This window comes from Aliivibrio wodanis, from assembly GCF_052920805.1.
This window is the reverse complement of the sequence record NZ_JBREXA010000001.1, coordinates 1,527,992-1,543,296: the sequence shown is the minus strand read 5'-3', so window position 1 is coordinate 1,543,296 and position 15,305 is coordinate 1,527,992. Positions and strand designations below refer to the sequence as shown.

10 protein-coding genes are annotated in these 15,305 nt (G+C 38.2%); all 10 read right to left on the bottom strand.

What is annotated here, in order from left to right; all coding sequences use genetic code 11:
* Window position 1: 1 nt before the first annotated feature.
* Window positions 2-3,457, bottom strand: coding sequence for a type VI secretion system membrane subunit TssM (gene tssM / locus ACU5DF_RS07005; protein WP_446712324.1), 3,456 nt, complete (start codon window positions 3,455-3,457; stop codon window positions 2-4).
* 1 nt (window position 3,458) lies between these two features.
* The gene (icmH, locus tag ACU5DF_RS07000; RefSeq protein ID WP_446712323.1) at window positions 3,459-4,598 is read right to left on the bottom strand and encodes a type IVB secretion system protein IcmH/DotU; all 1,140 of its coding nucleotides are present in this window, start codon (window positions 4,596-4,598) and stop codon (window positions 3,459-3,461) included.
* 7 nt (window positions 4,599-4,605) lie between these two features.
* Window positions 4,606-5,922, bottom strand: a complete 1,317-nt coding sequence (gene tssK / locus ACU5DF_RS06995; RefSeq protein ID WP_446712322.1) for a type VI secretion system baseplate subunit TssK — start codon at window positions 5,920-5,922, stop codon at window positions 4,606-4,608.
* 2 nt (window positions 5,923-5,924) lie between these two features.
* Window positions 5,925-6,389, bottom strand: coding sequence for a type VI secretion system lipoprotein TssJ (tssJ, locus tag ACU5DF_RS06990; RefSeq protein WP_045104230.1), 465 nt, complete (start codon window positions 6,387-6,389; stop codon window positions 5,925-5,927).
* Window positions 6,386-7,336, bottom strand: coding sequence for a type VI secretion system-associated FHA domain protein (locus ACU5DF_RS06985; RefSeq protein WP_045104231.1), 951 nt, complete (start codon window positions 7,334-7,336; stop codon window positions 6,386-6,388). The genes tssJ and ACU5DF_RS06985 overlap by 4 nt, the downstream gene beginning before the upstream one ends.
* A gap of 1 nt (window position 7,337) precedes the next feature.
* A complete protein-coding gene (locus tag ACU5DF_RS06980) occupies window positions 7,338-8,036 on the bottom strand; it encodes a substrate-binding periplasmic protein (protein WP_446712493.1) in 699 nt (232 codons plus the stop codon).
* A 5-nt stretch (window positions 8,037-8,041) separates the two neighbouring features.
* Window positions 8,042-9,184 carry an ABC transporter substrate-binding protein gene (locus ACU5DF_RS06975; protein WP_446712321.1) on the bottom strand — a complete coding sequence of 381 codons (1,143 nt, stop codon included), beginning with the start codon at window positions 9,182-9,184 and terminating at the stop codon, window positions 8,042-8,044.
* Entirely contained in the window at window positions 9,181-11,379 is a 2,199-nt protein-coding gene (locus tag ACU5DF_RS06970) for an MFS transporter (RefSeq protein ID WP_446712320.1), read from the bottom strand. Before ACU5DF_RS06970 ends, ACU5DF_RS06975 begins: the two co-directional genes overlap by 4 nt.
* Window positions 11,380-11,388: 9 nt before the next feature.
* Window positions 11,389-12,543, bottom strand: coding sequence for a D-alanine--D-alanine ligase family protein (locus tag ACU5DF_RS06965; protein WP_045104234.1), 1,155 nt, complete (start codon window positions 12,541-12,543; stop codon window positions 11,389-11,391).
* A gap of 127 nt (window positions 12,544-12,670) precedes the next feature.
* Window positions 12,671-15,301: a type VI secretion system ATPase TssH gene (gene tssH / locus ACU5DF_RS06960; protein ID WP_446712319.1), complete on the bottom strand. Its 2,631-nt coding sequence runs from the start codon at window positions 15,299-15,301 to the stop codon at window positions 12,671-12,673.
* Between the last annotated feature and the right edge of the window lie 4 nt (window positions 15,302-15,305).

Here is a 15,305-nt window from a genome sequence, read left to right as displayed (position 1 = left end):
CTTACAATTGTCTTGGAAGTGAAAAAGAGGTAAATAGTGATTTATTCAAGCTCTGATTGGTATCTCGCAGGGTGTAATCAAGAACTATATTATTGTCTTCAATTTTATAGTTAAGCTTGCGGATCAAACGATCTGATGTCGCACTTGAACTTCCCTCAAACAACGCTCTAAATAAGGCCCATTGACCAGTATATGAACGAGTAGCAATGCGATTCTCACCTTGGTAAAAATTAGTTGAAAGGTAACCATCAACCCCAGTTGTTGGCCAATTTAAATCTGTCCATATTCTAGGCCCATGACGATAGCTAAAGATACTTTCTGATTCACGTACCTGAAACTCAGTAACCGTAGTACTCATCGAGCTAGGACGAAATGCAAATCTCAACGCTAATTCTTGACCTGCTGAACCAAAGAAAGTTTGAGTTAACTTACGAGATTGACGAAGTTGAGTCAGAGCTTTATTACTAATAGGTAACGTTAAACCATCAATCGCTTTACGCTTAAGAACTCCATTATCCCAGTAAACAAAAGGCTTTAACTGTTCATCAATAAATTTATCAACTCGCCCTTGTGGCTTAAAAAATTGAGAAAAATCATTCAGGTCAACCTCTCCACGACCATTTAAGGAGAATGGAAAACGCCCTTCAATTGCTGAGCCATAAAATTGGTATACTTGCTCATTCCATTGTTGATTTAAATAACCAACGCTACCATTAATAACCTGACTCCACGCTTTCTGTGATAACTCTTTTGTCCAGAGCGCGACTTGGCTAGGCGCTTTGGCACCTTGACGCTGAAATTGAACAATCGCATCTTGACTTCCTGCTGCGTGCGCTAAGGAGTATTCATGCATCATCTTCCCAGGTTCTGAACTTGATAACGCAACATCAAAATAAGTATTTAACGAATCAAACTCTTGGATCAACCCATCAAGCGGAATAACAGCCCCTGCTTTACCATTACCATTAACATAATTTCCATAGCCAATAAAAGCTTCATTAACAACATAAGATGGTTGTAAACGTAGTAACTTCCCACCGACTGCTCGATTGATTTTATCGGCTTTTCCTAGCCCTTTGGCTACTTTTTTCAGACCAAGTTGATTGGCTATTTTTTTATTACCTTTTGTATCTGGCTGCTCTTCTACTGCTAATGTAGTATTAACCACAAGCGCTCCCAGTACATCTAGAACAGGGCTTGTTGCTGGCTCTCGTGCATTTTTCAATGCGTAAGCAAATTCCACCTGAGAGTTAAAGCTTTTTATTCGGATGTTATTAACTAAATCTTTCCAGTAATAAATATAATCGGCAAAATATAGGCGCTGTATTTGCTTGCTTAGATCGGTCAATTCCGTCACTGATGCACCAGACATATTGCCCTGGATCTCTTTAAATTCACCCAATTGACGACGTAATAGTTCTGATTTTGCCGTTAAATCAATAGTGCTATACCCTTGTTTGGTATAAATCTCAGGTATTAAATAACCATGAAAGTCATTTGAGAACTCAAAAATAGTATCAAACTTGTCCCCAAGTTGACGGCGTATGTCCACCTGATTACGATATTCTGGTAGCTCTTTTATACGAGCATAAATAAGACGCTCTGGAGATAATCCTTCTAAGTTATTAGTGGCTACAGCAATCAAGGCATTATTAGGTTCTAAACGATGTTGGTAATTACTATTAAATAAGTCTGTAATTAATAACGACAGAATATTAATATCATCTGAAGAGACATCGCCTTGATCTTTCATATTATCAATAAGATAAGCTTGCATTTCATTAATATCTAAACGCTGTACATCAAACAACATTTGGTAATAGCGTAACACCTCAAAGATTTTACTTGGGTTACCTAAGCTAACAAATACGTATAATTCAGAACTGATCAATTCTTCAATTTTTGGTAATAATATTAGATTAAGCTGCTCTTCATAAGCTTCATAGATTCGGTCCGCAGTTTCATCTTGTTTAATACTAACTTGTTGATACCAAGCTTTAGGCTCCACTCCTTTTGCCGAAACATCACGCAACTCATTAAGTAAGGCTATCATATCTGAGGTTGAGTAATTATTATCAAGACGTTTAACATCATTACTGTACAATTTTAACTGCGTCATGGCATCTGCACGCCATTGCTCATCTTGGTTCCAATTATTTTTTAATAAGACCCCTGTAAAAAAGATCGCCCCGATAATCAATAAAACCATGGCACTTCGCACAGCAAGATAACCAGCATGACGCCATTCATTGACACCTGTGATGCCTTTTTCTGGCAAAATAACATTACTAAACAAACGAGTTGAAAAGTAACTACGGCGACTTGGTTTTTGCTCACGATAACTTTGAGAGTTAAATTCTGTTCGCTCAGCAATTACTTGTGTTAATAAGTCATGCTCTCGTCCTTTCTGGCCAGATGATAATAAATAAGCCCCACGTATCCATACCGCTTCACGAACTCGGTTTTCATGACCAATATCAGTCAATAATTCATTCACTCTTTCAAGGAAAATACGAAGTTGATAAGGCAAAGCAATTACTGAGCTAGATTTTTCGCTATTAATATTTCGCAGCAACTCAAATTGTTGTTGAGCAACAGATTTAATCAATGTTTTACTTTGTTCTTCAAATTGATATTTATCAAAACGACGAGATTCAGTACATGGGAATGTCATCCCAAATGGGTTTTCTACATCACAACCAGAAAAATCTTCAAAAAACTCAACAAAATCTGCAATAGTATCTGCTTTTGAGAAAACGCTATAAACAGGGAGTGTTAGATCTAACATTCCGCCCATTGACAGAATTGCTTCTTGATAAATGCTACTCAGTTTTTGACGGTCTTTTCGATCACTTTCAAGTAAACGATCACAACCAATGATAGAAATCGCCCCGTTTAAACCTTGGCGAGGGCGGTATTTTAATAGCTGATTAGCGAATACCTCCCATAATTTCTCATCAATTCCTTCGTCATCAAATAAACGATGACCAACTTCAATTACGACTATCTGATCGTTATTCCAAAACTTAAGGTATTGCTCTGAGTCTCCACCTTCAAGGAGTTTATCAAAGACAGGTTCTAGTCCATTTTGTTGCAGTAGATAACTTTTGGCGTCTTTTTCACCACCTAACACTAAGTACCAAGGCAGGCTATACAAACTATCCAGTTTATTTCGGCCTGTACCTCGTACTTTTTTTGTCGCTACTTTAAACAACTGTTGGATAATACGTGTATCTTGTTTGAGTAAAATCTGTTGATCGTGTTTTTCACTAACTGATTGATCGTTTTTATATTGCTTATACCACCACCACATTAACAATAAAAATACCACTGAGCTGAGTGCTATTGTGGTGAGTTTTAACCACTCCCATTCCTCGTCAGGTAAGTAAACCCAACATAATGCTGTACCTGTGATCATCAATATCGCAAATAAAACCGCACTGATTTTTTTCATCATATTATTTCTGCGCTCTCTTAATCGTAGCATTCAAGCCAAAGCGAATATTCAACTCATTTTTAAGCTTTCGTATCACCGATAAATTATCTCCGGCTCTAATATAAAGCTCGACACCATGATCTGTTTCACGCGTGAATGGTTCATATCCCGCTTGTTGTAATTCTGAAACTAATCGCACCGCATCTAATGAACGAGTAAACACTGCAAGCACAACTTCCCACTGCTGAGTGGCTTTAGATGTTTGTTTTTTCTCATCAAGTTCAGTATTTTCAGTTGTTTTTCCTATATCTGCATCTGAGCTAATATAAATCAACTCTTCGCTGTTTTTCTTACCAACACTAGACATATCGATAGCATTAAATTGAGCAAGAATTGGCTGGCTGCGATTAAAATACCAATACTCTGATGCACCATAAGCAGACATAATGCATAGAAATGCAATCGCTAATGTTTTGGGCATGCTCAGCATTAACCACGGTTGTTTTCCTTCAATAAGTTCAGGTACTTTTGGTACAGGTAATACGTTTTCACTGCGATAATGTCGAATAATGGAATACACATTCGATTGGATCTCATGCAGAACACTCTCATCATCGTGTCGGAAGCGCCCTTTAAATCCCAGCATAAGTAGAACGTATTGAAGCTCTAAAAAATCCACTAGTTTTGCAGGCTGCTGACTCGCTTTATCTAACAGAGTGAAAAAAGCTTCACCTCCATTACGTTGAGAAAAAACTTTACTCAATAAAGAGTGATTTTCCCAACGAGCACTCTCACCCCATTGGGTGTAAAGAATGGCCTCATCAAAGGCTGCGCATAATACAAAACAACTTTTTTCTATAATACTTGGGTGATACTCAAGATACGTACCACGTTGGCGAAAAACGGCAATTTCATCCAATAAACGCTGTCTAAAACGGTTTATGTCCCTTGGCTCTCCTTGACGAGGCAAGGTTACTAAGATTGCAAACAGTTCCGTTGCAGAGTTCAGTAGCGGGCTATTATAAACTGCCAGACTATCTATCAATCGCTCTGATCCTGAAAGATCAACATCCTTAAGCTCGGCAATTTTTTTCTTTGCCGATACTTTTTCTTTAGCGTGACGAACTTCTACCGTCGCTTCTTCATTAAATAATCCGCTCACAACTCACCTACCTAATCACGTGAAATTCAACGTGTACATCTTCTATACGCTCATCGATATGTAAGGCAATTGGCTCATCTTTTTTCACCAAGGCTTGCCATAACTCTGATTTGGTATCAATCTCAAAGTACGCAGCATCATGCTTAGATTTAAGCTCAGAAGGAGCATAAGGTAGATTACGCAATGCAACACCTGATAATGCGTTACGAACCAAGCCAGCAATATCACTGTTGCCTGCAAGCTTGATAGCTTTAGGAAATTCTTCGCTAAGGCGTGATGCACCCAATGGCGAAGTAGCGACAAGAATAAAGCGCCCTTCATTATATAAACTACGATCTTTCACTAATGTACGAAGCAGACGTCGAGAAACAAATAATTGTGTATCCCATGATAAGGTCGTTAAATTATCAATTTGAACTTCACGCAATAGCACTAATAACTCAGAGAAAATCACAGAGAAAATGCTGTATAAGTCATTTTGATCCCATACTAATGAATCTTTAGGCATTTTTCCTTCTAGGCCTTGCATCTGTCCTGCCATTGATAAACATTCTAAATACAAGTGCTTGGTTAATAAGGTACTATCTTGATTCCACTGTTGTAGTTTTGGCATCCAAGCGCCTAAGGCTTGCAACCATAAATAATCACGCATCATGGCTTGGTAACTTTTACTTTCATTTTCAGCTTGAAGGCGAGTAGATATCGTCATTGCACGGTATTGCACTTGAGAGAGCACATCAGCCACACAATCTTTAAGATAATTAGATACACCAAAGTGCAAACAATGTGGTACAAAAGCTTGATTCAGAATTACTGCACCTTCTGATTTATGCTCGCTAACTTCACAAACTGCTATTAAGGTATAATCTTGTAGCTCTTCATCTTCTAATTTAAGAACAATATTAAGCTCGGCGAGCTCTAACAGTACTGATTCACTATGCTCACGGCTAGTATCAAATACTGGATGTTCTACAGAAGAGTGTCGCAAACGCTGATCAACGCCAACATCTACGGCTCCTGGTCGCGATACTGGTAAAGCAAGATATACTTTTTTGTGATTCATATTTTTAGGAATATCTAGAACAAGTCCACGATTAATTTCAAATGGTGTTCCATCAGGAAAGATACCCTTTGCGCGACGAACAGATACTTTGCCTATATTCAGCATAGAGCGATCAAGTTCAAGTAAAGTTAATCCATTTCCTTGAGGTGCAATCTGCTCTGTAAACTCACGAGTTAAATGTTCAACATAACGTGTTTGCTGTTGAAAATGCTGCGGAGAAAGGAACATCCCTTCACTCCAAACGACTTTTTTATTATCCATTATTATTCCTCTTCGCCTGATACTGATAGATTAATTCCATCTATTTCAATATTAATGGCTGTAGTTCCTAAGATTATCGGTTTATAGATAACTTTATTCTTTGCTTCACGGTAGGCAGCAAATCCTGCTATAACACCGATATATTTAGTTTCTGCTGCAAGAGGAAATACTTCTTGGCGTGTCTCTCCTGGTAAAATACTTTCTAACTGACGAGTAAGTAACAACTCTGCTTTTAAAACACCCTGCTCATCATTATAAATTTGAATAAAATCTGCTTGTGAAAACGCTTGGCTATCTGTTAATTGATATACACGTAGCTCTAATGGTGAAGGTTTTCCTTCCACATTTGGATTAATATTTGAAGCTGCTTTTATATTTAGTACGACTTGAGGAGCAAGCTCTGCACCACCAAAACTGCAACCAGACAGCAAGGAAATAAAAAGAGATGACATTAACCATTTTCTCATTTGTTATCTCCTTCTAGATTACGCTGTAGACGAATGGCATCATGAAAATAAGCATGGAATTTAATTTGCCAATCCTTATTTTCAACTTGTCTAGTAAAGTAACGCTTATACATATCCCAATATTTTGGTTTACCACCAAAAAAGCTCGGCGTAGAAAGATCATTAAACATATCTTCCATTGCATGAGGAGATATGTCTGACAACAAACGGGTTAATGCCATTTCTAATGCTCTATCCATATGTTGTTGCATTCTTTCTTCACTTTTTCGATAAGCTATCAATGCATACTTATCCTCTTCTGCCTCGACACTTTCTCGTTTTGGTATTTCTTCTAATGATTGAAGAGGCAAATTAGATTGAAATTCTGCCCCCGAAAATGGGTCGTCATCTAATGCAGCAAAACTTAAATTTACTTCTTTATGTTCCCGTACTTTTTTCATATCAGCGGTGCTAAACGGGTCATCATCAATAACATTACGATCGGTAAACGTAAAATCTAATTCAGGCTCTTGATAGACAGAATTTGAAGAAAATGAAGACTCATCTTCTGAGGTACTAAAAGGGTCATCTCCAAACGACGAACTCTCAGATAACACTGAAAATTCCTGAGCTTGAGCGTCTTCAGGAACAAAACAAGACACTAATAAACGATAACGACCTATATCAAGTATATCCCCATCATTTAATGTTGTTTGGTTACCTAAACCAAGCTGTTTATCTGAACCATTGATAAATAAGCCATTAGTACTATCATCGATAACTTGATAACCTCGCGATGTTTTTTTAATGACTGCATGAGAGCCTGATACCTCTCGTGTGGCATCACTTAGTTGCATAGAAGCACCAAAAGCACGCCCAATGCTTCCCCCTTCTTCAGGTAGTGATTTATTCCATTCTGAAATACTTTCACCATCTGGTGAACTAATTATTCTTATCGATATAGGCATATTACTTACCCTTACATTGTTGTATCGTACGATTAAATTCAGTTAAGAACTGCGGGTATTTTTTTACAAATGTTTTCGAAAAATAGACACCAAGCGGTTGAGATTTCATTTGTTTTTTTGAGATAGCTCGATAACTAATCCCTAACTGCTTAATGGTTTCTTCTATTACCTCATCATTACCTAAAATCGCACCGATCTCACCTTTTAACATTAATTGAACCATAGCTTTTGCACTTCGCGGCTTCATTGATACTTGATAATCATTTTTTTGTAGCCAAAACCATTTATTTGAACCGAATAATGCAACAACTTCTACTTGGCTTTTAAACATCATACTGTTGATATCAATAGAGTCTGAAAGCGAAAACCAACTCCAGTGTTGATCCATCACAGGCTCTGAATAAATGGCGTATTCATCTCGTTTACTGTTATGAGAAGCTAAGAAAAAACCATGCTGACTGCCCACTTCCGTTAACAATTGCGCTTTATCCCATTTGGTCATCATTAATTGATAGGGCTGGTCCATTTTCTTCATTATGCATTTTAGCTTTTCAATACCAGATCCTTTCATCTCACCATTTTCTTGGTACTGATAAGGAAACCACTCTTGAGTCGCAAGCAATAAACGCTCAGGACGACTGTAAGCATTAGCTGATTGAGCAAAAAGCGTTGCTCCAATAATTACAGTTGCTATCAATATCGACTTCACGGATTACTCTTCTCCATACTCATACCTGCTGAACGGATCATTTCACCATTGTCAGCATAAATATCACTAGCCATTTCAAGTAACACAAAAGGGATCGTAGTATTAAGGCGCTCAGCTTGCATAAAACTAATCGAAATATCAGGTGGTGATAATAAACCTACAGGCAAGTCCTGAGGCTCCACGTTGTCCCGTAATATTTTTATGCCATATAATGCAGCTTGATGGGCATTATTCTCAAAACCAACACCCACTGACATTAAAGCACTATGCTCACTATTATTCACCGCATTTGGTACAACTGTTAGCAGTGGTAATTGTTTCGATGAAAGATAAATATCATCAACTCTAGACAGTAAACTTGAACTCCCCGTTAACCATAATAATGACTGTTCAAAATTTGGGTCTTGCTTCTCCATTAAGCTTACTTGTTTACTCATAATAGCGTCTAATGATGATTCTGATTGGCTTTCATCCACCTCAATAGCAAATACAGAAATACCATTTGCTTCAGCTTCTTGCTTTAACGGTAAAAACTGAGTCACATAAGCGCTAGTATTACTTTTTGCGTATAACACCCCAATCTGACGCAATTCAGGGTTAAATCGAGATAAAAAGCTTAACGTTATATTTGCTGGCAAATTAAGCGATGTATAAGCAAAGTTATTATGACTGCTTTTATAGGTGTCGGTTAAACCGAGTAACACAGGGTCTTTCGCGTTAACAGAAACCACAGGAAGTTGGCCGCCTGCATAAAGTTGATGAACCGCAACTGTCGCTTTAGATCCAACGGTATAAATCAAACTAGCCTGTTTTTCAGCCTGATTAAGTAAGTGTTGTAACTGTTCTGGTTCACTAGGTAATAAGAAAACCCTGAATGTGGCAGTACTCAGTTCTCGTTTATACACTTTAAGCATTGCTCCCAAAGCTGTATCGTACGATTTAGCTTTGCGTGAAACTAAAACCCATACTTTTGGGTGCTCTGCATAAGGAATAAACTCAACGAAATTTTTGTCTTCATTAATTTGCCAAACGTCGTCATTTCTCAGTTCTTCTCCAAGCCAATTTGGCCATGCAGCAAGAACTGGCATGACGGTTAAGGACATAAGTAATATAACCAAGTAATAAGCTCTAGCTATCATGACAACACCTCCTTGTTTACACTGCGATCAGAAAACCACATCACAATACCTGCAAGACCAAAAAAGGCACCTAACAACCAAAATGCATCTTGTTGGCCATATGAAGCCAGTAATTGACCAACAATCACAGCACCTAAGACATGACCAATTCGCTCCAGAAAACGATACGTTGCAGCAACAGAGTTTGCACTTTTACCTTGAACGGTACTCACGACATGTGTCACCACTGGAGCATTAATTAAGCCATGAGAAATACCCATAACAAGCATTGAAACCGTTGCTATAAGTACAAAATAGTTCGATTCAACCATTGAGAATGCCGACCCTAATATCAACAATGAGATAGCTGCTATCATGTTACCTAAGCATAATGCCCACTTACTTGACCCTAATTTATCAATCAGTGGGGATATTTTGTCACTGATAAATAACACCGAAAAGGCATAAGCCATCATTACCTGACCAATACTTTCTTTTGATACGCCTTTCTGGCTCAATAAGATAGGCACAGCAAAAAAAACAACGCCTGTTAAGACCATTTTCGTTGGGATCCCAACTAATAACATGGTGCGCATAAAAGAAGGGATACGAATTAATTGCATTGAGTCATGCATCATTAATTTCATGCTATTGAATAGGCTGCCATTCTCTTTATTTTTAATTCTCATTGATGGAAGTACTAAACTAAATAAAAACATTAACACACCAACAAAGGCTGACATCATAAAGATACCTTGAATACCCAGAGTATCGGCTAGTAATGCTCCAATCGCAGCACCAGAAATAAATCCAGCATTAAAACAAAAAACAATAATACCTGCGGCTTGAGTTTTGTTAGATTTATCACTAAAACGTAAAATATACCCTTGAGCCGAAATAAAGATAACAGCCTGACCAACCCCAGAAATAAAACGAGCAATTAAGACCGTACTTAAATGGTTGTCTGATGCTAGTAGTACACAGCCCAAGCTAGATAATACAATTCCAGCAGCAAGTACTCTTCGAATATCAAATAACTCAACTAAGCGTGATGCTGGTAAAAGAGAGCTTGCAAAACCAACAAAATAAAGTGTAAAGAAGTACGATGACCATGCTTCTGTGCCTCCATTACTAATCGCTATTTCAGTTAAGTATTGAGGTAATAGAGGCGCCATTAACGCCTCCATTAATACAGTAACTAAAAGTAATGGTTTCACTTGAGCTAAAACAAGATCAGAATGACTTTGAGTTTCTTCACGGCTTAATAAGCGAATAAAGGCAAAACAAATGAACGCACAGCCTGCAAACAAAATAGCAAAGTTCTTTAAAATCTCTAAAAATTGTACCAATAACATCTTAGGGTCAAAAGCGATAGTCACTTGATTTCCCAATGTATCTATTATTGGAAATTCAGCCAAATTTTCAACTAGCATCATGTTGTGTTCAGCATTGCTATATGCAATTACTTCCGTTTGATGCTCTACCAAGATACTTGATACTTCTTGATTAGAGCTACGGAAATTATCCAACATTTGATCCATTCCGCTAACTCTTTGCGGCGCAATACCGAGCGTTAGAACTGGAGCTAAACGCTGAGTTACTATATTAGCCATTGAGTTGGCTTTATTCTCAAGACCAGATTTATACAATGCCCCAACCAGCAGCATAACGCTGACGGACATGGCAAAAAAAACAACACCGAATGCAGTAAAATAAATTTTACGATTCTCAGTTCTAAGGATCATAAAAATAAAGCCAATCACTAAAAAAACCACTAACCACATCATCGGCTGGAAACGTTTAGCTATCTCTTTTTTGACTTCTTCGTTACTAAGTAATACCTCTATTGCACCCACTTGAGTAAATTTGTTACTTAATGGGATAGTAATAAGGCTTCCTTCTAGAGCATCGGTTTTATAACGATAAAGTTCTTGTTTACCTGAAATAACTCGAATATCAACAACCGAACGATCTGATAGCACAATAGGTGATAAAACTTTTTCAATCCCTGCGATATCTTGTAAAGGTACACCTGAACTTAAAATTTGTTCAATTCCAATACGAGCAGCTTCCGTTTGTGATAAAACCGCATCTCGACTTTGTTGTTGGTAGCTTTTTAGTGCTTGCGCATACCCAACAACAAAGATCAAAGATAGGGAGAATACGACTAACATAGCTCCTAGCACTAATCGGCTGTGTTGTTTTATCATCTCCACTATCAGCTCCTAAATATCGTTAATAAGGTCAAACTGCGCAGTTAAGCAGTGTGCCAAAGCAGATGGACGTTTCGCTTTAAGAAAAGACAAACGATTGAATACTAAAGATTGAATTAAATCAGTATAGCTCATATTTTCACGATCAAGGTCGTGACACACCAAGCTCACTTTGTCGCCTTTTGGACGTTTAAGATCTGGTTTTGGGTTTGTCTCAAGTACGTATAAGTTATTCTCATTATCCATACGAACATCAACACGAACTAACGTTTGCAGACCAAATTGATTGAATATTTTCTGACCGATTTTCGCCAACTCGCTACGCAGAGGTTCCTCTGTCACTGCAATAAGACGGTCTTGAGTAATTGGTTTAATGTCCATTGAGGTGAAAATGGCTTCATCTTCTTCTAAAATTCGTTCTGTAATAGAGAACGCTAAAGGGGCTGGTAGTCGAGTAAATTCACCTTGCTTAATTATGCACTCTCCAGCAACGGCTACGACAAACTCTCGACCACCTAAGAAAGGTTCTATCATGACGGTATTATTCGTTGCTTGGTGTACTTTCTCAACCACGGCTTGTAATTCACTACGTTCAAAAACTGGATAAACATGAATAGACGCTCGACCAGACACAGGTTTTACAATAAACCCATCAGAAAAGCGCTTACAAATAAGATCCAGTTCATATTGGTTTCTTTCACTAAGAAAGTCTTCTTCAACCCCCACAGTAATAAATGGTGCTGTAGGTAAACCCGCGGCCTGAATTTCATGCTTAAACAAGTGCTTATTATCTAAGATCCCTGCCACCATTGGCGAATGACCGACATAAGGCACTCCTAGCATTTCTAATGTTGATGGTAAATGACACATTGAATCAAAACCTTGTAAACCACCACTATTAGTGATCACTAAATCAACTTTTTCACTACGCAGTTTTTCAGCCAAATAAATATCTTCAGCGAATACGCTAATAAATTTAAAACCTGATTCACGCAGTGCATTTGCCATATCATGAGCCACCGCTTCATACGTTTTTGTTGAGCGCGGACTTAAATTCTCAAAGACATAACCTTCTGGTTGTGCTTTATCTCCCCCATGCACCACGGCAATATGTACGTGATGACGGATCCATTCTAATTGTGCTTGCGAAAAGTTTAAGGTTCTCATAGTGTTACCTATTAAAAAATTACTAAATATGCACGGTTCTTATCTTGAACTCTTATGCAAAATGAAAATTAATTTATTATTTTTATAATTAATGTCAGGCCACTATCTACATGACCTGACAGATATTTTATTTGATGTTTATTTGAAACTTATTTTCATTAACAGTTAATGCTACTTCACTAATAGATTGTGATTGACTCATGCGCACTATGCATTGATTCGCTAATTCCGGCATTAATTGACGATTTATTAGCTGCTCAATAGCACGAGCACCTGTTTCCGGTGACTGATTCATACTCACTAACAAGTCAATAACTTGAGTGTCATAATCGAACGTCGCGTTATAATGCTGCTTAACTCGTTTTTCAATACGACGCAGAGATAATTGAGCAATTTTACTCATCTCTTCGTCATTCAATGGAAAATAAGGAACTATCGTTGTTCGGCCTAAGAAAGCAGGTTTAAAGAAACTCTGCAGTTCAGGGAAAATTGCTTTAGTTAACGTTGGTATAGAAGGGCGACCATCAACACAGCCATTCACTACTGCACTATCGGCTGCATTGGATGTCATAATAATGATGGTGTTACGGAAATCAATTTCACGACCTTCGCTGTCAGAAATCGAACCTTTATCAAAAATTTGATAGAAAATATCATGAACACCAGGATGAGCTTTTTCCATTTCATCCAATAATAAAACGGAGTACGGATTTTTACGTACCGCTTCAGTTAATACTCCACCTTTACCGTAGCCTACATACCCAGCAGGAGAACCAAGAAGCATAGACACTTTATGTTCTTCTTTAAATTCAGTCATGTTGATTGTGGTTATGTTACGCTCACCGCCATAAAGCAGATCTGTTAACGCTAATGCGGTTTCTGTTTTACCAACACCACTTGGACCACACATCAAAAACACACCGACAGGCTTACGAGGGTCGGTTAATCCAGCACGAGACATACGGATCGCTTGAGAGATCTCAGCAATAGGGGCTATTTGACCAATCACTCGCTCACCGATATGCTTTTCAAGATGCATTAAGCGTTCAACTTCTTCTTTTAGCATGTTTCCAACAGGGATCCCGGTCCATAAAGAGATCACTTCCGCCACGGTCTGTTGGTTCACTTGAGGAAGAACTAAAGGTTGCTCACCTTGTATTGCATGCAACTCTGCCATCTTTGTTGCTAAAAGGACTTTATCTTCATTTTCTGATAAATCATCACCATTTAGAAACTGCTCATCTAGTGTTGTTTGCAGATCAATGATCTCTGCTACTAAGGTTTTTTCTTGCTCCCAACACTTGTCTATTTCTTGATGCTGTTCTTTCAAATCAATTAAACGTTGTTGAACTTGCTCTAAACGACCATCATCAATTGACCATAATGCCGCTTCATGATTCAAGGTTGTGATTTCATTTTCAACATAACGGATCTGCTCTGCTACTGCTTCTAACTGACGGGGTGTAGCACTTTGGCTTAATCCAATACGAGAGCAAGCTGTGTCTAATAAGCTTATCGCCTTATCTGGTAATTTACGCTCAGGTAAATAACGAATAGATAATGAAACAGCAGCATTAATTGCTTCTTGCATTACTTTTACATTATGGTGTTTCTCTAAACTCTTCTTTACACCGCTGAGCATGTGTATCGCATCATCTTCATTCGGCTCACCAATCGATACCACTTGAAAACGACGAGTTAGAGCAGCATCAGATTCAAAATACTGCTTATACTCTGCCCATGTTGTCGCTGCAATAGAACGAAACTCACCACGAGCCAACGCAGGTTTTAAAATGTTCGCAGCATCATTTTGACCAGCTGCGCCACCTGCACCAATTAAAGTATGTGCTTCATCAATAAACATAATAATTGGTGTTGCTGATTGTTTAATTTCATTAATCACATCTTTAAGACGGTTCTCAAACTCACCTTTAATACTGGCTCCGGCCTGAAGTAGTGATAAATCTAAACTGCGTAATTCTACGTTTGCTAATGCCGGAGGCACGTTACCATCTACAATTTGTTGTGCTAAGCCTTCCACAATAGCAGTCTTACCCACTCCTGGGTCACCAACTAAAATTGGACTATTTTGACGGCGACGGCACAAGATATCGATGGCTTTTCTGATCTCATTACCACGCCCAGAGATTGGGTCTAAATCGCCATTTCTTGCCGCTTGAGTTAAATTTTGTGAGTACTTATCAAGAGCGGGTGTACTCATATCACCTTCTTCTGCACCTGTCATACCTTGGTTTTCACCAGATAACACTGAAGTTGATGAAAAATGACTTGATGCCGTCTTGGTAATCGATTGACGATTCAGCCACTCAGACGACAAACTTTTTATCCAAGTAGATAACGCACCGTTATATGCACCCTGCTCAATCCTTTGTTTTAATACAATTAACACATGAAATTCATTCACCGATAATTGAGCGTGATTAAGAGAACCAATCATCCAAGCGTCTTTTAATAATTCAACTAATTGAGGTGACAGTGACGGTGCAGTATCATTGCCACGAGGTAAACTAGACAGGTGATTATTAAGTTGCTCAAGAATACTTTCACTTGCCATTCCTGCTTGCTCAACCGCTTTTTGCCAACCCATCGTAGGTTGTTGCAGTAATTGAACAAACCAATGTTCAAGTTCGATTGAAAAATGACCACGCTGAACACACTCTCCTGCTGCCGCTTCAAGTGAAGCCTTCATGTCCGGTGTTAATCTTTTTACTAGACTTTGCAATTCAATATTTATCATAATT

Excerpts from the sequence above, each read along its gene's own strand:
- tssM (WP_446712324.1), bottom strand. The coding sequence starts at position 3,457 with ATGATGAAAAAAATCAGTGCGGTTTTATTTGCGATATTGATGATCACA.
- tssK (WP_446712322.1), bottom strand. The coding sequence starts at position 5,922 with ATGGATAATAAAAAAGTCGTTTGGAGTGAAGGGATGTTCCTTTCTCCG.
- tssJ (WP_045104230.1), bottom strand. The coding sequence starts at position 6,389 with ATGAGAAAATGGTTAATGTCATCTCTTTTTATTTCCTTGCTGTCTGGT.
- ACU5DF_RS06985 (WP_045104231.1), bottom strand. The coding sequence starts at position 7,336 with ATGCCTATATCGATAAGAATAATTAGTTCACCAGATGGTGAAAGTATT.
- ACU5DF_RS06975 (WP_446712321.1), bottom strand. The coding sequence starts at position 9,184 with ATGATAGCTAGAGCTTATTACTTGGTTATATTACTTATGTCCTTAACC.
- ACU5DF_RS06965 (WP_045104234.1), bottom strand. The coding sequence starts at position 12,543 with ATGAGAACCTTAAACTTTTCGCAAGCACAATTAGAATGGATCCGTCAT.
- tssH (WP_446712319.1), bottom strand. The coding sequence starts at position 15,301 with ATGATAAATATTGAATTGCAAAGTCTAGTAAAAAGATTAACACCGGAC.